Source organism: Ensifer sp. NM-2, assembly GCF_003024455.1.
Taxonomy (GTDB): domain Bacteria; phylum Pseudomonadota; class Alphaproteobacteria; order Rhizobiales; family Rhizobiaceae; genus Ensifer; species Ensifer canadensis.
In genome coordinates, this window is record NZ_PVZR01000017.1 from 16,941 (window position 1) to 35,754 (window position 18,814).

Consider the following 18,814-nt stretch of genomic DNA (forward strand, 5'->3'; position numbering starts at 1 on the left):
CGGGTTGATCAAGGATGCTGTGAGTGGGATGGGAAGCATTAGAGCTGTGGGGGAAAGACGCGGTTCGCATAGAACGGCTCGCTGGCGGGGTTGCCAATGACGTCTGGAGCGTGCACATCCACGGGCAACTTGCAGTCGGTCGTCTGGGTACCAGGAGCAACGCTGATCTGGCGTGGGAGGTTGAACTCCTCCGGCACCTTGACAGTGAAGGTCTGAGCGTGCCGGTGCCGATCCCGGCGGACGACGGCCGGCTATTCGCGGATGGCCTGATGGTTATGAAATACATGCATGGCGGACCACCCGAGACTGAGGGCGACTGGCGTCGCGTAGCCGAGACCCTGCGCGAACTGCATCGTTTGACGCAAGGCTGGCCGCAGCGCCCAGGGTGGCAATCCTCGACTGACCTCCTGCATGCCGAGACGGGGACGAGGATCGATCTTGCCGCGATGCCGCCAGATGGCGTCGCTCGATGCCGCGCGGCATGGGCACGGCTTATCGGACGTAAGACAAGCGTCGTCCACGGCAATCCCAACAACCCTGCCAACATCCGCATGACCACGGACCGCGTCGCACTGATCGACTGGGATGAGTCGCATATCGACGTCCCCGACCTTGACCTCGTCCTGCCCCATAATGCTGCCAATCTGGAAACCGGGGCGTATGACATCGCCGCGCAAGCATCGGCCGCATGGGAAGCCGCCGTCTGTTGGGATGACGAATACGCGAAACAGCGACTTGCCGAAGTTGGAGCGATCTAAGCGACGATCGCTCATGGCGCATTGACGCCGTCAAAGCTTGGCTTGATCGACGTCTGCTTTCGGGAAGACGCCACCGCGGGCCCTACGACCGAAATGGGCGCGCGTAGTAGCCCGTTGAAACGTCACGATTGTGGCATGTCAGTCCGCAAATGCGGCCACGCTCACAGCGGAGCCCCACGCTTCTTAGATTTAGGTGTGCTCCGCCAATTCCAGCGCATCTTCGATGTCCACACCCAAATACCTGACGGTATTTTCGATCTTGGTATGGCCCAATAGGATTTGAATAGCGCGAAGATTGCCTGTCGCTTTGTAGATCATTGCGGCCTTCGTGCGCCGGAGCGAATGCGTGCCGTAGTCTTCGCATCGCAACCCGATCGCGGTCACCCATTCATCTACCAATCGAGCGTACTGGCGAGTACACAGATGATCGGTATGGTCAACCCGACTGGGAAAGGCGTAGTCGTCTACTGTTCCGCCTCGCCGCTCAAGCCACGCAAGCAAACTTGCCCTCACGTCCGCCGTGATTTCGAACTGAACCGGACGGCCGGTCTTTTGCTGAACGACCATAGCGCGGGTTCGAATCTCTCGACCTGACTGTCGATTGCGAGATCAAACAGCGCGCGATCTCTCATACGCTCCTCCCGGTCCAGGAAGAAGCGGATTGCCCAAATCTGACGCTGTTTCAGAGACTTCTTGACGCCGACCTTTCGGCCGACGTTCCATGCCGGTCGGCCCAAAGCGGCAGGATCGTCGCTTTCCGTGGATACTCATTTCCGTGTAGCCCACTTCGACGCCGTCAGTCACAAAGAAGGATGACGGCTCGATGGAGGTGGAGATCGCCTGGACATTAGCTGCCACTTGTTGACTCACCCGCGGTTGAACAATAACTTGCGAACTCGGTCGTTAGGCTTGTCCTCACATGACGGATCAATCTCTTCAGCGTCGCCTTGCCGCCATCGTCGTTGCCGATGTGGTGGGATATTCACGCCTGATGGAGGCTGATGAAGTCGCAACGCTGGCGAAACTCAGGGAACTCCGTTCTGGCGTTATCGAGCCGGCTGTGATGCGCCACAACGGTCGCATCTTCAAGGTCATGGGCGACGGATTCTTAATCGAATTCGGTAGCGCGGTGGACGCGGTCGCAGCAGCGTTGGAAATGCAACGGGCCACCACTGCTGTTGAGGCTTCCGGAGACCGGCGCCTGCTTTTGCGTGTAGGCGTCAATCTGGGAGATGTCATTGACGACGGTTCAGACGTCCTCGGCGACGGCGTCAATGTCGCGGCGCGCCTCGAGACGCAGGCCGCACCGGGAGGTATCTGCATTTCAGCCAAAGTTCACGGCGAGATCGTCGGCAAGATCGGCGACCGGTTCTTTGATGCAGGCGAACGCTACCTGAAGAACCTGACGCGCCCGGTCCACGTGTGGCATTGGCCGGATGCGCTGCAGAGCATCTTGCCGCTGCCGGAATGTCCCTCGATCGCTGTATTGCCGTTCACAAATATGAGTGGGGATGAAGCGGACGCGCCCTTCGTCGACGGCTTGACCGAAGACCTGATCACCGACCTTTCCCGTACGGCTGGCCTGTTCGTCATCGCGCGCAATTCCGTGTACGGCTACAAGGGCAAGCCGGTCGACGTACGGCTGGTCGCCCAGGAACTCGGAGTCCGCTACGTCCTCGAGGGGAGCGCCAGACGCGCAATGGGCCGTGTCCGCATCAATGCCCAATTGATCGACGCGCTTGGCGGCCAGCACTTGTGGGCCGACCGGTTTGACAGGACCGTGGAAGATGTTTTCGAATTACAGGATGAAGTTAACGCCAAGATTGTTGAAGCCCTCGTCGGCCGGCTGACCATCCCGACGCAACGCAATCGGCCGAAGAACTTTGAGGCGTACGATCTGTGTGTGCGCGCCCGCCTCCTGACGGAAGAGTCGCCACAAACTGAGCGTGAGGCCTATATGCTGCTCCAACGCGCGGTTAAGCTTGAGCCGTCATATGCCGAGGCGCACGGTCTGCTCGCCTATAACCGTTGGCTTGCCTGGACTCATTTCGGCGAGCCCGAAGACCCTAACCGTCGGATGGCGGCGACGTTCGCGCAGAAGGCGGTCGACCTAGATCCCAACGATGCCGGCTGCCGTTACGTTCTGGGGACCATTTTGGCTTATGAGCGGCGGTGGGAGGAATCGGAGGCCGCCTTCGCCAAGGCCCTGGAGCTGGACCCCAACCACGCCGACACCTGGGCCGCCATGTCGGACATGTCCGTGCTGGACGGCAGGGTTGCCGACGGACTAGCGCAGATCGAAAAAGCTCTGCGGCTCAATCCCTATCCAACCTGCTGGTATCTATGTCATCTTGGGCAGGCGCAATACGCCGCGCGTGACTATGAGGCGGCAACCGCTACACTCCGCAGGAAAGACACGTATCGTACCAACTCACGCAAATTCCTGGCTGCTGCACTTGCGCAGTTGGGCCAGCGTGAGGAGGCGCGGCGAGAAGCAGAATTGTTCCTGATTGCCCACCCTCATTTCACGATCGGCCATTGGCTCAGCTCCCAGCCGCTGCGCGATGCATCTGTACGAGACCATTTTGTCGACGGCTTCCGAAAGGCTGGCCTGCCGGAGATGTGACAGCGGGTGGGGACAATCCGGACGCGTTCGAGGACTTGATCAACGGATATGCGCTGCGCGACGGCGGTCTGGCGCCGGTCACGATCTCGGCATCAAGCTCGGCCTGTGTCTTGCGCCAGTTTCCGAGCCAAGATCTTGGACGGGTGCGTGGCCTGTAGGCGATTGGATCATCTACTACGAGCCGCGCAAGGTCGCCGCGACCCGCGGTTACTTTGGTGTTGCCAAGGTGACCGAGGTCATCCCGGACCCGAAGGCATCGAGCATGCATCTCGCACTCATCGAACCGGGTAGCTACCTCGACTTCATCAATCAGGTTCAATTCAGTGGAACAGAGGGTGAGGTCGAGAGTGGCGTTCTAAACGAAGAGGGCCGGATATCGGGCAAGGCACAGTCTGCGGTAAGGCCTATTTGGAGCGCGGACTTCAATCGCATCAATTATTCTCGCTCAGGTTAGCGGACCACCACCACCGAGCGAGGCCAAGTTGGGGACGTTGAGCGTCGACGGCCAACGGAAGGCGATGGGTTGGAACCTTCCGGTCCGCATGCGAAGACATATGGCACTGGACGCAGACCAGCGCGACCCGCCCCGGTTTGCGGTCACTGGCGCTGTCCCGAGGGAGGCGCCCGGGGGCAGAGGGACCCCAACGGGAATCCGATGCACTAAACGGTGCTGAAGCGGCGCGACGGCCTTCGCCTTGACGTGGGCATTTTTCCCCAACATAGGATCAAGCAAGAAAACGTGGTAAGCGCCAGCCAAAGGGAAAATAATCGTGAGTGAGCCGACCGTAGCAGATGCAACAAACCGCATTTATGAATCGCTCCAGGCGGACAATGCCGACATCGATGTGCATATCGCGACCCTCAAGGAAGCGTTGGTGCGGGCAGGTTTGAAAGAGGCCGTGTTCGACCCTGCTAAGCTCATGCAAAATAATCGTTCTGGCAGGAAGTTTATGCAGGCCTACTTTCGCCAGCGCGGCGTGACGGTGAAGTTCTCGGCTTCATGAAGCTTCCATTGACGCCAGACAGGTCGCATTTGGACGGCCGGATCACCTTCAATGGCCTTACACCCTAATTTTGACCCCGCCGCCGTTCCGGGCGGGCTGCCCAAGCAATTGGGTAGCGATCGGCCATAAATCAGTCATTCCAGCCCGGCCAAGTTCATATCTTGCCCAATGAACGTGTAATAGAGGGAAATGGTAAAAAACTGGGTCATTGGTTCTGATCCCATCAAGGCGAGGGACGCACCCGGACGGGGCGATATGTTGCCGGCTTCCGGCCGACTAAGTCGGGTGGAGTGCATTCGCGTTACTGCCTTTGCTCTGAACGCCGAGGAAGCGTTAGGAGCGTAGTCTTGGCCAGCGTGATCCCTGCGTCTCAATTGGGGCCGACGGCAGACCGTCTGGTTTCGGTCCCAGTAATAAGATTAGCTGACAAACGCGCAGCGAGGCCACTATGAGCGCAGCGCTTCTGTCGTGCGAGATGGAGTTCTTGTGCTCTACCGACGCACGCACACCTTTTTAAGCATCGACTCGAACTACGGGACGGGGCCGGGAGCCGCGCCCCCAGCCCCTGCTGTTCTTGCTGAACTCCAGAAGGTCGGCGTTCAGCACAACAGCGTTCACTGTCAGCATCCCGTGCGAGACACCGGGATAGGTCTTCAACGAACCGTTCGGCGGCGATCGGAACGACCGGGTCGTGCTCACCGTGCCGCACCAGCGTCGGCACGGTGATCGCCTTGAGGTCATCGGTCTGGTCGGTTTCCGAGAAGGACTTGATGCCATCGTAGTGCGCCTTGGCGCTCCCATCATGCCCTGCCGCCACCGGTTCTGGAGCACGCCTTCATGGACAGCCGCGCCCTCGCGGTTGAAGCCGTAGAACGGGCCTGACGGGACGTCGCGGAAGTAGACTGTGAACGGTTGCAGGCCAGTGCCGTCCGGAAGCCGTCGAAGACCTCCATGGGCGGCCTTCGGGCTTGTCGTCGGTCTTCAGCATCAGCGGCGGAATGGCGGCGACGAGGACGGCTTTGGCTACCCGGCCCGGGTCAGCCTTCGCTCGGCACCGGCGTGTTGAGAAGCTGCTGCTCCCAAAGATACGCGATGCCGCTGCCGCCGAAGTGCTGGATGAGAATCTCGGTCAGCTCCTCGACATGCTCGGTGCGCGCCCAATCGCGTTGCCATTCGCCAGCGAGCGCCATCACGGTCATCACGTTCGCGCCGGCCGCGATCATTCGCTGGATGGCGACTTCGTGAGACTCCTTCGAAATCCCGCCCGACGCGTCGGTGATCACGGTGACGTCCCAGCCTTCGCCGGCGGCGTGGATGACAGGCATGGCAACGCAGACCTCGGTCCACAGTCCGGCGATGATCAGTTGCTTGCGGCCGGTCGCCTTGACGACGTTCACCACATTCTCGTCCTGCCAGGTGTTCACCCAGGTGCGATCGATGACTTCCTGTCCAGGGAACACGTCGGTGATCTGCTTAAAGAGAAGTCCACCGCGCGCCGCGATCACGCTGGTGAGAATGGTCGGAACATTGAAGGCTCTTGCCAGCTTCGCCAGCGCGGTCGTGTTGTTGACCACCATATGCGGATCGTGGCTGTTCAGGTTCGCGAGTTGATAAGGTTGGTGATCGATCAGAACGAGGACGGAATCTTCGGGACGAAGAAGCGAATCGAGGCCGTTACGAGGGGGCATCAAGACTTCCTTTCTCTGCCGCTATGGACGGCGATGGGTTCACGGGAGACATGCGCCAGCGGGTGACGTTGCCTGGACGCAATTTGCTGTTCCTTTTGGTGGTGCGGTAGTGCCATAGTCGGGCAAGCTGTGTCGCGAAATAAGGAACGCCGGAATGGACATCGAAGACCTACAGACATTCGTCGCAGTGGCCGATGCCGGGGGCGTATCGGCCGCCGCGCGCCGGCTTGGCGTCTCCAAATCGATCGTCAGCCGGCGACTTTTCCGGGTCGAAGCGGAGCTTGGCGTCCAGCTTCTTGCACGAACGACCCGCGGCGCCGCGCTCACGGAAGCGGGAATCACGTTCAGGGACCATGCGGCCAGAGCCAGCGCCGAGATCGACACCGCCAAGGAAACAATCCTCCCCACCGGTGAGTTGCGCGGCCGCCTGAGGGTTGCCATGCCGCTTACGTTCGGCCCGACCCACTTCGCCCCCGTGCTTGCGGACATGGCGCGCCAGCACCCGCAGCTTCACATCCATACCTCCTACAGCGATCGCTTCGTCGATCTCATCGCAGAAGGTTTTGATTGCGCGATTCGGAGTGCCTACCTCCAAGACTCAAACCTGATCGCGAAGCGCGTTGGGCCGATCCATGGCAAGCTTGTCGCCAGCCCGGATTACATCAAAGCGCACGGGTCACCCGAGACCCTGGACGAACTCGTCACCCATCAGGCCCTCATGCAGGGAACGGAAGCCTGGCAGTTCATGGATGGCGACAAGATCGTCACGGTTCAGCCGCAGGGCAGGTTCAAGGCCGACAGCGCCACGGCGCTTGCCGCTGCGGCGGCGGCAGGTCTGGGCATCGCCTGGCTCCCCGATTGCATCACATATGGATATGTGGCCTCCGGCGCTCTGGTCCCGATCATGACCCGCTATCCGGTCCCTCCGGGGGCGGCGTATGTCGTCCGCCCGCCGGGTCAGCATCCCACGCGGAAAGTGCGTGTGCTTACCGAAATGCTGACCGAGTACTTCAAACGGAACCCGGACGTTTGGGGTCTCGACCGTTAAAACACGGGGCGAAGCCTTATCAATGAATTGCGTTCGACGGTCGCTCTACTGCGAGCCGCCGAGCGTGACGACATTGCCCACACGTTCCACTTACTGACCCAGCTTTCGCTGGGCTCCGGAGCCTGGGGCTGCCTTGGTTGATTATGCAATGGTTGACTGGCTGTTTTCGGGGCGAAGCCCAATCGACCTCAACGATTAGCTTGGGCGCGCAAAGCGGCCATCCGCTATGCCGCTGGCGACAGTCAAAAGCGATCAGGAATCCCGTTCAGGCTTTGCGGCGGAAAGGCAGGAAAGGGCCAGCGGATCTGTTCTCACAAGCCCTGTGCGCCACGCCGATGCCCACGCCCAGGAGGTTCAATAGAAACTGGGTAGATGTAACCCAGACGACAGACGCGGACTGGCAAGTGGGCGACAGCGTTGATCTTGGTGAATATCACAGGCGTGTCATCGACACCGCGCGGACGACGATCTCGTCTTGCTTGAAGCGGTGCTCGAGTTCCTTGCGGTAGTCGGCCCACCAATTCTGGTCCAGCTCGACGGCCATCACCTCCGCAATTATAATAACGTCCTTTTCCACCGCCCCTTCGTCTTCCCACAAACCCTCCGCAGGGGCGTTACGGTAGAGCGTGGCTCCGCCAAAACGAGTTGTCAGCTGGTCGCGGACCTCCGCGAATCTCTTCGAAGAATCGCGTTTGTTGCCGACAAGCGGCAAAAATATCTGGATCAAATGCATCGCCTTTTCCTCCGACCCGATGTCCCAGGTTTTCCAAGGCGGACCATCACCCGCCTCGGCGACGCGCGGTGCAATTAGCCTTCGGCGTTTGGGTTCGGCATGGGTCCGTTCGATCCGAAGTTGCTCCCGTCGTTCGTACGATTGTCTTCAACTTCGAACCTCCCTCGACATGGCTGTCCGCTCAGTGAATCCTCGAGACCTGATAAAGTTCCGGTCCGCGACCTATCAGGCGAGAACATGACGCGATGGAAGTAATGGGTTCACATGGTCGCTGTGCACTGGCCAAAAGGGTTATGGTCGGTTCAGGAGCGGCTGGCCTGCGCTTGGCGAGCCTGCGGACATGCGCCCTTCACTCTATACCGCGCGGGTTTGAAGCTGGGCAGGATCGTTCCGAACGTCGAATGGGAAGCGGCCTTCCAATATCGCGGAGGAGGGAGGACAAGCTTCGTCTTTATCTGGAGCAGGTAGTCGCAGAACTGTCGAGCGTTAGCGGAAAGCACATCGACGTCGCGATCGATCTGCCGCCTGAGCCATTGTTCGTGGATGCCGGGCGTGTTGGACAGTTGGTCTCCAATCTGCTCGGAAACGCCCTGTCTCATGGAGCGGAAGACAAGCCCGTTGAGCTATCTGCGCAAGTGGTCGAAGAATCCGTGATTATTTCCGTCTCAAAAGGTTGCGTTCCCATTCCGCCCGATCTTCCAACCCTTCTTCCATGGCGAAGACCCCGGGGGACGTCACGAGCAGGGGTTGGGTCTTGGACTGGACATCGCTTCCGAGATCGCAAAAGCCCACGGCGGAACGGTTACAGTCTCGTCGTTGAACGAGAAAACCACTTTCGAGGTCAGGATGCCCGTCAGTTCGCAAGCCGAAGAGCCAGGAGCGGAATAATCCGTCAGGTGAAGTGTACCTGAAAACACTCGCGTGAGACGTTTGGAATTGGGTGGAATGCTGCCAGTGGCACTACAGCCCCCACAGTGATGTGTGGCAATAAAGTGCGGCGTGGCTCCACCTTGAATTCTGCGGGTCGCGTTGGGCCGCTGGCGTGGGCCCGTGGTCAAGCCTTCGGATTGCCATGGCAGAAAGGAATAGGCCGACCCGTCGGAATGAGTAGACCTCGTTCCGCAATGTCAGAATGCGGCGTTCAGCGCCTTTTCCTCATCAGTTCACTTGATGAGCCGCGCCGGCTCGGACACTCAAGACGCTGTCGTTGATATGGTCGCCTACGACGAGCAATGAAGGCCAGAGCCTTGCCGGTCCGCCCGTTCGAACAACTGGGGCGCAAGTCGCGTCCTCCAAATCGGGAGACCCGCATGGACAGTGCAAAGGACAAAGTTGGGGGCAAGGCCAATAAGCTCGGTGGTAAGGCCAAGCAAGCCGCAGGCGCGGCACAAGAGGCAAGGCGCGGTGCCCAGCAAGCCAAAGGAAAGCTAAAGGACGCAGTTAAAGTTGCCGTAGACGAGGCTTAAAGCATTGAAGCTGCCGTGCGAACCTGTTCTTGCGCCTGCCGAACAGTATCTCTTGCCGCCCGTTGCGGGCACGGAACATACCATTGGTCCTCGCAAGCGCTTATGACTGACGGACCAGCATGCCGGCACGTGTGCATTCCTCCGGCGGCCGAGTGCCTTCATTCCTTCCCATCGAGGAAGAAGCGCACCATTTGACAAGAGGCATCCGGACCATGCGGGTCCGTATACGTTCCCGAGGGATTGCCGCCGGACCAGGCATGACCGGCGCCCTCTACCAGCCAGTATTCGACCGCCGGGCTTCCACCGGAATCTGCTACGATGGTTCTTGTATAGATCCGCCCGCTCGCGGAGCGGCCGGATTCCTTACGGACCGCGCATCGCGCGTCGGTAGGCGCTGCCTCGGCGACGATCCGATCGGCGTTGGAGGGATGGACCGTCCGATCAGCACCTCCCTGGAAGACGATCGTCCGGAGACGGTGACCATTAGCGAGCCGCTTCGGATCGGATGCAAGACCGCCGTCGCCGCGCATCGCGGAGAAGGCTGAAATGACGTCGTTGGCCGATCCGTAGGCCAGGCCGGAATGGATCCCCGCGGCCGAATAGAGATCGGGATAGGTCTCGCCCATGACCGCCGCCATTGCTCCCCCTGCCGATAAGCCTGCCACGAAGACCCGGCTGCGATCGAGGCCGAATTCCGACATGATCTCCTTGGTGATTCCGGCAATGATCGAGGGTTCTCCCCCGTCGCGCATTTGGTCGGTGGGCCTGAACCAATTCCAGCAGGACGACGCATTGTCAGCACCGCTTTGACGGGGATACGCGACCATGAGACCGTGCGCCTCGGCAACCGCGTTCATGTCCGTTCCTGCAGCAAAATCTTCGGGATCCTGCTTACAGCCATGGAGCATGACGACAAGGCCGCGCGGCCGATCGGGTGCGGACGCGGGAACGTAGAGCCTGTAGCTTCGCGAACCCGCGGGGCAGGTGAAGGATCGTGCCAAGAACTGTGCCCCATCCGAGATGACGGGTTCTCGGACCTGTCTTGCCGTGCCCGGCAGGCCGACGTCGTGTAGCGATCCGAAGACGCCCCGCGCCAGCCGACTCTCGCTCAAAATCCGTACCGTTTCTCGCAAGGGCTTCCGCAACCTCGGCGACGAGGTGCCATTGCCAACCTTTTGGGCGGGCTCTTCGGCATCAGACCGTGTCGGTGGCTCGATGATCTCGGCATCCGGATCGACCGGGAAGGGGGCGGAACGCTGAATTGGCCGCGGTGGCGTGATGTCCGATGACGAGATGCGAGTATCGGAGACCGATCGGCCGGCCAGCGCATCCTGGATCACGCGTGTCGCCTCGGCGACGTTCAAGGCGCGCGTGGACCGTAGCGCACGGCGCATGGCCGTTTCAAAATCGTCATTCATGGCGTTGTCCTTCTTGGTCGGGCCGCAGTTTTACCGGATGCGTTCGGCCAGCGCTAATTTCAACTCGGTGCTGGCCTGGAGGGCGCCGAGCACGGTGATGGATTCAATTGTTGCCAGAGCAAGTTCTGGTGTGACGTCGGACGCGATGCGGGCAAGCCCGACCACCCTGATGTGAACTCTTTCGCCGGCCGCCTTCAACGATTCCAATTCCGCTCTGCTGTAATCGCGCAAACCCAGTTCCAGCCTGTGCCGAACGATCGACTGCTTGACGGCCTCGGCCTCGGCCGTGAGCTGGTTGCGGATCGCTGTTCGGATGAAATCGCTGCGATTGGAATAGCATCCTTCCTGCACGAGAACGTCGATGCGACCGAGATCGACATAACCGAGATTTATGGTGATCTTCTCAGATTCACCACCTCTGTCGCGTAAGAAATTGTCTTTCATGCCATCCACTCGCCATCCAGCTGGATGGTATATGGATGTACTCGCAGTCTGTTGCAAGAGCTGGTGCTAGAAGGAAGCGCGGTTCCGGCCAGGACGATCTGGCCGAACTCTCCCGGCGAGGTCTCATTGGGATAAGAGCCGAGTTGGAAGCGATCGCGCTGTCGCAGTGTTCGGCCCGTTGTGCCTCAAAGGGCATTCCGGATCGGCTGGCACCCAGGGCCGGCAAGAAGGCGGTGGAATAGCTGACGTAGGGAGCGATACCGTTGTCGAAGAGATAGGAGAGGCCGGCCCGCCACGTCACTTCGCGATCATCGTTGGAGACGGTCGGCCGACCCGGAGCCAGGCGGTTTTGGGTATCAATGTCCGAGAGATCGTAGCGCAGGCCGACCGTCCCTACCCAGTTGTCGTAGCGGATCTGGTCCTGGGCATAGAAGCCGACCTGCCGTTGCTTCTGCAGGCCAGAGCGCTGGATGGCCGGGACTGGTATCGGTGCGGTGCCGTAGACCGGGTCGAGATAGTCGAGGGGCGGTACTCCGACAGTGCCGTTGCCGAAATTGGTCGACGAATCGGCCCGGAGGACGTCGATGCCGAAGAGAGCCGTGTGATCGAGGGCACCGGTATCGAAACGGGCTTCCAGTTGGGTGTCGACGTTGAAGCTTGTCAGCCAATCATCCGACACTGCCGAAGCCCGATTGAGGGTATGGCCGTCGGGCCGATAGGCGAAGGCCGGGTTGACGAGGGCGAGGAACATGTTCTGGCTCGCGCGGCCGTAGCGCAGGTTCTGACGCACGCTCCAGGTGTCGTTGAACTCGTGGGAAAATTCGTATCCGAGCGTATAGAAATCGCGTTCAAAGATGCTGGCGTTGGGATCGCCGAGATAGAGCTCCCGTGGGATCTGTCCGAATGAATTGTCGATCAGTGTCCCGATCGCCGGGTAGAAACGAGGGTTGAAGTCCTTCGGGCGATCCTTCTGATAGTAGCCATAAAGAGTGAGTTGTGTCTGGTCGGTCGGTGCCCAGGTCAGGCTCGGCGCAAGCATGAGCTGGCGTTCTTGCTCTCGATCGATCTGGCTGCCCATGTTCTTTCCGAGTCCGGTAAGCCTGTAGGTCCAGTCGCTTCCTTCGCTGACCGGTCCTGTGAAGTCGAACATCCCTTCGATGCCACCGAAAGACGAGGTCTGGATGCCTACCTCGTTATGGCGCTCCGGTTGCGGCCGCTTGCTGACCTGGTTGACGAGCCCCCCTGGGACCGCCCGGCCGTAGAGAACCGACGCCGGCCCCTTGATGACGTCGATGCGCTCAAGTGCGTAGGGGTTCACGGCCGGAGTGGCATAGTTGTTGGGGTCGCCCGGAAGCACCAGTCCGTCGAGCCACATCGTACCGTAGGTGTTGAAGCCGCGGATATAGAGCCAGTCGTAACGGATGTCGTAGCCGTTGCTCTCAGTCAACACACCCGGAGTGTATCGCAGCGCCTCCGAAACGGTGTTCACCCCTTGCTCCTCCATCTGGGCACGCGTGACGACGCTGATGGCCTGTGGCGTCTCGAGGAGAGAAGTATCGGTCTTTGACGCGCTGAGGCTTCGCTTGGCGACAATCCCATTGTCCGGCCCCCTTGGGTTGTCCTTAGAAGCAGTTACGGTGATCGCCGCGAGCCGGGTTCCCGGGGCCGCATCCTGTGCCAACACAGGTGCCGCGAGACCGATGACGCCAGCAAATGTCGAGGCAAAAAGGGTCTCTTTGCCGTGCGCAGCGAACGTGCGTGCACGCTCTTTCGCGTCGCGTCTTTTGCCAGCGACGCCGGAATGGCTGCATCTCGACGCGCTCGATGAAGTCGCCGACACCAAGGGCGGCGAAAGGCTTCTCCGCGAACACCTCTTCGAACATCGCTGGACCGTCACTCCTCGCCTGATAGAGATCGTTCGCCAGATCTTCGCGCCCCCACCGCTTTTGCCCGCAATGCGCGACCTCTATCTCGAAAGCCGCGCCGTGGAACTCGTGGCAGAAACGATGGCAGCGGCATTGCAGGCGAGCCGGCGTGATCCGACCGGCATGATTCTGACGCGGCAGGACGCCATTTGCCTCGATCGCGCCAAGAATTACGTCGCAGCGCGATGGGCCGACCCGCTCAATGTTGAAGTGATCTCGCGTGCCGCCGGTATCAGCGCGAGCGGCCTGCAGCGTCTTTTCCGAATCGCGGAGAACCAGAGCGTGTTCGAATATGTGCGCAAACTGAGACTGGCACAGGCCTTCGCGACCTTGAGCAACGGCGAAGCCACTGTCCTGGAGGCCAGTCTTGTTGCGGGCTATTCTTCCGCGGCCAACTTCGCGACGGCCTTCCGCCGGCAGTTCGGCATCACGCCAAGTCACCTGATGCGACGGTCCGAAAGCCGCCATTGGCCGAAGTCTTCGCAAGCAGTGTAGTTTACATCATCATCGAAAAAGAACCTCTCGGGCCGGCTTGCCGTGCTTGCGCGCATCTGCCAGCCCCGCAACCGGAGAGTTTGGCTACCTAGTTATGGGAAGGCGGCCGCTCGTTCCGTTCTGGCGATCGGCTATCCCCTCGTCATGGTGATGGCGGCGATACCCGCACTGGTGATGGTATCCGGCCGATACGATGGTCGTCATGATGAAGCCTTGACTGCCGAACCTTGCGCTGGTCGTTCTCGCTGGAACTGGCCGAACACTGGTCGGCGATCTCACTCTGAACAGCAAACAAGTCTTTGACGGGCCGCTCCCAGCGCTCCGACCAGACGCGGATCCCTGAAGTTGCACAAGCCGCGCGTATACGCGAATGCGCGGGCCTTGGCGTTGGATTGAACCTAAAGAACATAGCCAACTTTCAGGTCCCGCCCGATTTGTCGAATGTCAGCCTTGCCTTGTTAGGGCTCATCGGCCGCTCTAAGACGAGTGAGCAAGCCAGTAATCGCGATGGGCGGAACCGGAGGGAAAAGAGGCGGCACAAACGCCTGTCTAGTTCGCCATCTAGGGCGGTTTCCACGAAGCGACCTAGTCGCCCGTTGGTGTTGGGGTCTTTGTTGACCATGGCTTCCCAAGTCGATTGTTGTGCTGAAGTTAAACAGCACTACGTCTTAATAAGCGAAACGGCATTTTTGTTAATTAACGCATTCGCTTAATTAGCGATAGAGCAATAGAAGCTGGTTCGAATCCGTTCGAGAGCGATAATTTATATTGCTAGACGCAGGTAAGTGATTACAGCGTCCGCTATCATTTTCTTATGCCGTTCGTACGTGGCAGTTTCCGAAAGATTGCGCTGGAAAATCGTACTGAAGGTATGGGCGTTGGAGACCCGGAAGAAGCAGAAGGCGCTGATCAGCAAATGCAGATCGATTGCGTCGATCTCACGCTGAAAACTTCCATCCGCTTTGCCGCGCTCCAGAATGTCCGTCAGCGTTCGAATGATCGAGACGTTGAGGTCGGCAATCTCGGTGGAGCGACGCATGTGCGCGGCCAGGAGAATGTTCTCGCCGCTCACCAGTCTGACGAAGTCCGGATGGTTTTCGTCGTAGTCGAAGGTGTTTGAGATCAGCGTCCGCAGCGCCGCGACTGGCTGCATTTCGGTAAGCTGGAGATCGGCCTCGCGTGAGCGGATCTTGCGGTAGGCCTTCTCAAGGACAGCGAGATAGAGGTCTTCCTTGCTGATGAAATAGTAGTAGATCATGCGCTTGGATGTGCGCGTTCGCTCCGCGATCGCGTCGACCCGGGCGCCTGCTAACCCATGAGCGGCGAATTCCTCCGTCGCGACGGCCAGAATGTTCTCTCGCGTTCTTTCGGGGTCATTTTTGCGCGATACCTGTTCTCGCTTTTCCAATCTCCCGTCTCCGTTGAAGCATTCAGTCAAACCGACCGGTGCGTAGCACGTGATCGATGCCGTGCTCCACGTGTTGGCGCAGCATAGACCTTGCGCCTTCCACGTCGCGGGCCATGGCAAGGTCGAAGAGTTTGCGATGATCGTCCGCAACCGGTTTCCCCCGGAAGCTGCGCGCAAGCAAGTGGTAGCGTAGAAATCGATCGAACGTCGTTGCCAGCGTTTCCATCAGCACCGTAGAGCCGCAAGCCGACGCGAGCGCCTGATGGAACTCCCAGTCGTAGCGCACCCAATCCGGCGTTCGGTCGACGTCGCCGGTTAGCAAACGCTGCTCCACCGCGGCAAGCTTGTGTCTGGCTGCAACAACGCGCGCTTCCCATTCAAGGTCACCCGCGGCGAGAGACAGAGCAAGAGCATGACTCTCGAGCAGAAGGCGCATGTCACCGAGATCCCGCAGCTCCTTCGCGGAAACCGGTGCGACATGGAAGCCGCGCTGCCCTTCGGCAATCACAAGGTTTTCGGTGGCAAGCCGCGATAAGGTTTCTCTGAGGGTGGAGATGCTTACTGAGTATCGATCACGTAGGTCGTCGAGTTTCAGCTTCTGACGCGGAGATAATGTGCCCGCGATGATATCGCTCCGGATTTGGCGAAACGCCATCTCGCTCGCAGTTTCCGATGGTATATTTTGGACGATCATGTTTCCTCCCTTGCTCGAATTATATCCTATGAAATGAAAAAGCTATGATAAAAATTATTTGACATGAGATATTGAACATCAGAAACTCCGGCTATAGCTGGCCGCTTGTCCGCGCCTTTTTTAACTAACTGGTCCGTGCATGAACAGGTGCTCTTCCGAGGAGGGAAGAGTGAAAGTGGGAAAGAGACCGGCCACTCGACGGTCGGCTAACGGGAGGAAAATCAATGGTTTTTGAAATCGACCGACGCCGCTTTCTTGGCGTTTCCGCGGCGGCGACCGCGGCTTTTGCTTTCCCAGCATTTGCACAGGACAAACCCGTGCTGAAGTTTTCGGCGGTGTTCTCCGAGCAGGACATCCGCGCCGAGATGATGAAATCCTTCAAGGATGCCATCAAGGACAGCTTCACGCTGGAGCCGTTTTATGGCGGAACGCTCTTCAAGCAGGGCACGGAACTGGTAGCTCTCCAGCGCGGCAACCTGCAGATGGGCAATATCGCCCCACAGGATATCTCAAACCAGATTCCCGAATGGTCGGTGCTGACCTCAGCCTATCTGTTCCGCGATGCCGCCCATCTCAAGGCGTTCTTCGACAGCGATACCGGCGCGGAATTCAAGAAAATGGCGGAAGATCAGCTCGGCGTGCATATTCTGGGTCCGACCTATTTCGGTGCACGTCAGGTGGGACTTAAACCGGAAAAGAAGATTGCAACACCTGCCGACATGGCCGGTATCAAGCTTCGGATGCCGGGTGGCGACGCCTGGCAGTTCCTGGGGGCTGCGCTCGGCGCAAATCCGACCCCTATGGCCTATGCCGAAGTCTATACCGGTCTGCAGACCGGCGCGATCGACGGACAGGACAATCCGCTTCCGAACGTCAAGAACATGAAGTTCTATGAAGTGATGTCGCAGATCGTGCTGACCTCGCATCTGATCGGTTACGATCTGCTGACTGTATCCAGCAAGGTGTGGGCCGACATGTCGCCGGAACAGCAGACAGCGTTCCAGGCGGCGGCGGATAGGGCGATGGCCTGGAGCCAGGAACAGCACCTGGCGCAGGAAAAGGCTCTGGTCGACGAGTTCAAGGCAGCCGGCCTCAAAATCTATGAACCGGACATTGCCGCATTCCGGAAGCATGCACAGGAGAAGTATCTCTCCTCTGATCTCGCAAAATCGTGGCCCGAAGGCATCCTCGAGAAGATAGCAGCCCTGTAGTCGTATCAGCGACAAGAAGATGTCGGCCGGGTTCGACCCGGCCGATTGGGTGAGGTGAGGAGGAATTTCGTGTCCGAGAGACTGCTTGCCTTTGGCCGGTGGCTGCGCCGGCGGGCTGAAAACATTTTGGCCCTCATGCTGTTGGGCATGTTCGTCGTGTTTCTGTTGCAGATCCTGTTCCGCTATGTCCTCAATCTCTCCATTGGCTGGACGCACGAAGTCAGCGTTGCTCTCTGGATCTGGATTGTGCTCTTCGGGTCCGCTTTCGTGATCGGCGAGAGTGAAGAGATCCGGTTCGATTTCTTCTGGGCCAGCGCGTCCGACCGTGCCCGCCGCATCATGACGCTGATTTTTGCCGTGGCTCTTGTCGTCGCCTTCGGCGTCTCGCTGCCGGCCGTCATAGACTACGTCATGTTCATGAAGGTCGAGAAGACAGCCTATCTCAAGATCCGCTTCGACTATCTCTACTCGATCTACGTCGTCTTTGCGGTAGCAATGATCGTGCGCTACATCTGGCTTGCATGGCAGGCAGCCTTCGGCAAGGCGCCGGACGCTTTCGATCCCACGAAAGCGAGCTCCGGCGTATGAATTTCACCAGTCCTTTTTCGCTTACCATTGTCCTCATCACGGCTCTTGCCTTTTTGGGCTTGCCGATAGGGCTGTCGATGATCGTTGGTTCGATCCTGTACCTGTTTCTTGTCGGAGCCGACATGGGAACGGTGGCCGAGCAATTTCTGAACGGCATGTATTCCAACTATATCATTCTTGCAGTGCCGCTGTTTGTGCTCGCTGCCGAATTCATGAACATCGGCTCGATGACGGAGCGGCTTCTCAACTTCTGTAATGTTCTCGTTGGTCGGTTCCGCGGCGGCCTTGCGCAGGTGAACGTGGTGCAGAGCATCGTATTTGCGGGCATGTCCGGCTCTGCGATCGCGGATGCGGCGGGCAGCGGGCGCATGATGCAAAACATGATGACCCGAGACGGGCGTTATACGCCAAGCTATGCCGCCGCGCTAACGGCGGTGACCTCCGTCATCGGCCCGATCATTCCTCCTTCCATTCCAATGGTAATCTACGCGCTCGTTTCGGACGCATCGATCGGCTATCTCTTTATCGGCGGCATGATCCCTGGACTGTTGATGGCACTTCTGCAGATGGTGCAGGTTGCAATCACCGCGCGGCGCAAGAACTTTCCGGTGGAGGACCCCGTACCGCTTCGCAAGATCCCGAAGATCACCTGGCAGGCGCTTCCGGCGCTCATGATGCCGGTTGTTCTGCTTGGCTGCATCTATTCCGGCATCACGACACCGACTGAGGCTGCAGCTCTTGCGGCGGCCTACGCGCTGGCCATTTCCGTCGTGATCTATCGCAGTATTTCCTTGGTGGCCTTCTACGACGCATTGAAGACCAGCTCCAAGACAACAGCATCGATCGGCATGCTGATCGCCGGCTCGCTGGTCTTCAACTACGTTGTCACGATCGAGAACATCCCGGAGACACTGCGTGTGCTTTTGACGGGTTGGGATCTGTCACCAATTGGCTTCCTGATCCTCGTCAACGTCCTTCTGCTCCTGCTAGGCTGCGTGCTGGAGGGGACAGCAATCCTGCTGATTATCGTTCCCGTATTCATCCCGACCGCGCAAGCGCTTGGTATAGATATGGTGCATTTCGGGGTCATGGTGGTCGTCAACATCATGTTGGGGCTGGTTACGCCACCCTACGGGCTGTTGCTTTTTATCATGACCAACATTTCCGGTGCGCCGGTGCGCGACATCATTCGCGACGCGTTGCCGTTTCTTGGCTGGATGGTGCTCTGCCTGGCGCTCATCACCTTCTTTCCCGACCTCGTACTCTGGTTGCCGCGCCTCACGGGCTACCAGGGGTAACCGGTGAAGC

General features: G+C 59.2%; 17 protein-coding genes and 3 pseudogenes. 11 read left to right on the top strand and 9 right to left on the bottom strand.

What is annotated here, in order from left to right:
- The first annotated feature begins 23 nt into the window (after positions 1 to 23).
- Positions 24 to 758, top strand: a complete 735-nt coding sequence (locus tag C6558_RS27170; protein WP_057213704.1) for a phosphotransferase — start codon at positions 24 to 26, stop codon at positions 756 to 758.
- Between the two features lie 189 nt (positions 759 to 947).
- On the opposite strand, the pseudogene C6558_RS27175 reads toward C6558_RS27170, so the two are convergent.
- Positions 948 to 1,390: pseudogene (locus C6558_RS27175) on the bottom strand (tyrosine-type recombinase/integrase).
- 287 nt (positions 1,391 to 1,677) lie between these two features.
- Between C6558_RS27175 and C6558_RS27180 the strand changes: the two are divergent.
- From C6558_RS27180 to C6558_RS27190, 3 genes and pseudogenes are all read left to right on the top strand, one after another.
- Positions 1,678 to 3,384 carry an adenylate/guanylate cyclase domain-containing protein gene (locus C6558_RS27180; RefSeq protein WP_107027992.1) on the top strand — a complete coding sequence of 569 codons (1,707 nt, stop codon included), beginning with the start codon at positions 1,678 to 1,680 and terminating at the stop codon, positions 3,382 to 3,384.
- A 116-nt stretch (positions 3,385 to 3,500) separates the two neighbouring features.
- A pseudogene (locus tag C6558_RS41030) lies at positions 3,501 to 3,817 on the top strand (restriction endonuclease); the annotation flags it as partial.
- Positions 3,818 to 4,151: 334 nt separating this feature from the next.
- Positions 4,152 to 4,388 carry a hypothetical protein gene (locus tag C6558_RS27190; RefSeq protein WP_107027993.1) on the top strand — a complete coding sequence of 79 codons (237 nt, stop codon included), beginning with the start codon at positions 4,152 to 4,154 and terminating at the stop codon, positions 4,386 to 4,388.
- A gap of 513 nt (positions 4,389 to 4,901) precedes the next feature.
- Here the strand turns inward: C6558_RS27190 and C6558_RS41035 are convergent.
- Both C6558_RS41035 and C6558_RS27200 read right to left on the bottom strand, forming a co-directional pair.
- A pseudogene (locus tag C6558_RS41035) lies at positions 4,902 to 5,421 on the bottom strand (alpha/beta fold hydrolase); the annotation flags it as partial.
- A gap of 4 nt (positions 5,422 to 5,425) precedes the next feature.
- Positions 5,426 to 6,076 carry a hydrolase gene (locus C6558_RS27200; protein WP_057210146.1) on the bottom strand — a complete coding sequence of 217 codons (651 nt, stop codon included), beginning with the start codon at positions 6,074 to 6,076 and terminating at the stop codon, positions 5,426 to 5,428.
- 154 nt (positions 6,077 to 6,230) lie between these two features.
- Here C6558_RS27200 and C6558_RS27205 point away from each other — a divergent pair, with 154 nt between their 5' ends.
- Positions 6,231 to 7,124, top strand: a complete 894-nt coding sequence (locus C6558_RS27205) for a LysR family transcriptional regulator (RefSeq protein WP_107027994.1) — start codon at positions 6,231 to 6,233, stop codon at positions 7,122 to 7,124.
- 433 nt (positions 7,125 to 7,557) lie between these two features.
- On the opposite strand, the gene C6558_RS27210 is transcribed toward C6558_RS27205, so the two are convergent.
- Positions 7,558 to 7,857, bottom strand: coding sequence for a hypothetical protein (locus C6558_RS27210; protein WP_107027995.1), 300 nt, complete (start codon positions 7,855 to 7,857; stop codon positions 7,558 to 7,560).
- A gap of 693 nt (positions 7,858 to 8,550) precedes the next feature.
- Here C6558_RS27210 and C6558_RS41745 point away from each other — a divergent pair.
- Both C6558_RS41745 and C6558_RS27225 read left to right on the top strand, forming a co-directional pair.
- Positions 8,551 to 8,745: a HAMP domain-containing sensor histidine kinase gene (locus tag C6558_RS41745; protein WP_082555650.1), complete on the top strand. Its 195-nt coding sequence runs from the start codon at positions 8,551 to 8,553 to the stop codon at positions 8,743 to 8,745.
- Positions 8,746 to 9,167: 422 nt separating this feature from the next.
- Positions 9,168 to 9,323, top strand: coding sequence for a CsbD family protein (locus tag C6558_RS27225; RefSeq protein ID WP_082555651.1), 156 nt, complete (start codon positions 9,168 to 9,170; stop codon positions 9,321 to 9,323).
- 158 nt (positions 9,324 to 9,481) lie between these two features.
- On the opposite strand, the gene C6558_RS27230 is transcribed toward C6558_RS27225, so the two are convergent.
- Genes C6558_RS27230 through C6558_RS27240 form a run of 3 tightly spaced genes read right to left on the bottom strand, consistent with a single transcriptional unit; the run spans position 9,482 to position 13,025 of the window.
- A complete protein-coding gene (locus C6558_RS27230) occupies positions 9,482 to 10,741 on the bottom strand; it encodes a PHB depolymerase family esterase (RefSeq protein WP_057213406.1) in 1,260 nt (419 codons plus the stop codon).
- A gap of 30 nt (positions 10,742 to 10,771) precedes the next feature.
- Entirely contained in the window at positions 10,772 to 11,185 is a 414-nt protein-coding gene (locus C6558_RS27235; protein ID WP_057213409.1) for a hypothetical protein, read from the bottom strand.
- Positions 11,151 to 13,025, bottom strand: a complete 1,875-nt coding sequence (locus C6558_RS27240) for a TonB-dependent siderophore receptor (RefSeq protein WP_347376840.1) — start codon at positions 13,023 to 13,025, stop codon at positions 11,151 to 11,153. The genes C6558_RS27235 and C6558_RS27240 overlap by 35 nt, the downstream gene beginning before the upstream one ends.
- On the opposite strand from C6558_RS27240, the gene C6558_RS27245 reads away from it, so the two are divergent.
- Positions 12,940 to 13,605 carry an AraC family transcriptional regulator gene (locus tag C6558_RS27245; protein WP_245449225.1) on the top strand — a complete coding sequence of 222 codons (666 nt, stop codon included), beginning with the start codon at positions 12,940 to 12,942 and terminating at the stop codon, positions 13,603 to 13,605. The genes C6558_RS27240 and C6558_RS27245 overlap by 86 nt on opposite strands.
- A 763-nt stretch (positions 13,606 to 14,368) precedes the next feature.
- On the opposite strand, the gene C6558_RS27255 is transcribed toward C6558_RS27245, so the two are convergent.
- Positions 14,369 to 15,013 (bottom strand): TetR family transcriptional regulator, encoded by a 645-nt coding sequence (locus C6558_RS27255; RefSeq protein WP_057210159.1) that lies wholly within the window; start codon positions 15,011 to 15,013, stop codon positions 14,369 to 14,371.
- 22 nt (positions 15,014 to 15,035) lie between these two features.
- Complete coding sequence (locus tag C6558_RS27260; RefSeq protein WP_371412310.1) at positions 15,036 to 15,668, bottom strand: GntR family transcriptional regulator; 633 nt, start codon at positions 15,666 to 15,668, stop codon at positions 15,036 to 15,038.
- Positions 15,669 to 15,931: 263 nt separating this feature from the next.
- On the opposite strand from C6558_RS27260, the gene dctP reads away from it, so the two are divergent.
- The 3 genes from dctP (at position 15,932) to C6558_RS27275 (ending at position 18,804) form a co-directional block, all read left to right on the top strand.
- Positions 15,932 to 16,918, top strand: a complete 987-nt coding sequence (gene dctP / locus C6558_RS27265; RefSeq protein WP_057210162.1) for a TRAP transporter substrate-binding protein DctP — start codon at positions 15,932 to 15,934, stop codon at positions 16,916 to 16,918.
- Between the two features lie 69 nt (positions 16,919 to 16,987).
- The gene (locus tag C6558_RS27270) at positions 16,988 to 17,506 is read left to right on the top strand and encodes a TRAP transporter small permease (protein WP_057213422.1); all 519 of its coding nucleotides are present in this window, start codon (positions 16,988 to 16,990) and stop codon (positions 17,504 to 17,506) included.
- The gene (locus C6558_RS27275) at positions 17,503 to 18,804 is read left to right on the top strand and encodes a TRAP transporter large permease (RefSeq protein WP_057213425.1); all 1,302 of its coding nucleotides are present in this window, start codon (positions 17,503 to 17,505) and stop codon (positions 18,802 to 18,804) included. Before C6558_RS27270 ends, C6558_RS27275 begins: the two co-directional genes overlap by 4 nt.
- Positions 18,805 to 18,814: the final 10 nt, after the last annotated feature.

Excerpts from the sequence above, each read along its gene's own strand:
- C6558_RS27275 (WP_057213425.1), top strand. The coding sequence starts at position 17,503 with ATGAATTTCACCAGTCCTTTTTCGCTTACCATTGTCCTCATCACGGCT.
- C6558_RS27235 (WP_057213409.1), bottom strand. The coding sequence starts at position 11,185 with ATGAAAGACAATTTCTTACGCGACAGAGGTGGTGAATCTGAGAAGATC.
- C6558_RS27225 (WP_082555651.1), top strand. The coding sequence starts at position 9,168 with ATGGACAGTGCAAAGGACAAAGTTGGGGGCAAGGCCAATAAGCTCGGT.
- dctP (WP_057210162.1), top strand. The coding sequence starts at position 15,932 with ATGGTTTTTGAAATCGACCGACGCCGCTTTCTTGGCGTTTCCGCGGCG.
- C6558_RS27210 (WP_107027995.1), bottom strand. The coding sequence starts at position 7,857 with ATGCATTTGATCCAGATATTTTTGCCGCTTGTCGGCAACAAACGCGAT.
- C6558_RS27230 (WP_057213406.1), bottom strand. The coding sequence starts at position 10,741 with ATGAATGACGATTTTGAAACGGCCATGCGCCGTGCGCTACGGTCCACG.
- C6558_RS27200 (WP_057210146.1), bottom strand. The coding sequence starts at position 6,076 with ATGCCCCCTCGTAACGGCCTCGATTCGCTTCTTCGTCCCGAAGATTCC.
- C6558_RS27205 (WP_107027994.1), top strand. The coding sequence starts at position 6,231 with ATGGACATCGAAGACCTACAGACATTCGTCGCAGTGGCCGATGCCGGG.
- C6558_RS27180 (WP_107027992.1), top strand. The coding sequence starts at position 1,678 with ATGACGGATCAATCTCTTCAGCGTCGCCTTGCCGCCATCGTCGTTGCC.
- C6558_RS27260 (WP_371412310.1), bottom strand. The coding sequence starts at position 15,668 with ATGGCGTTTCGCCAAATCCGGAGCGATATCATCGCGGGCACATTATCT.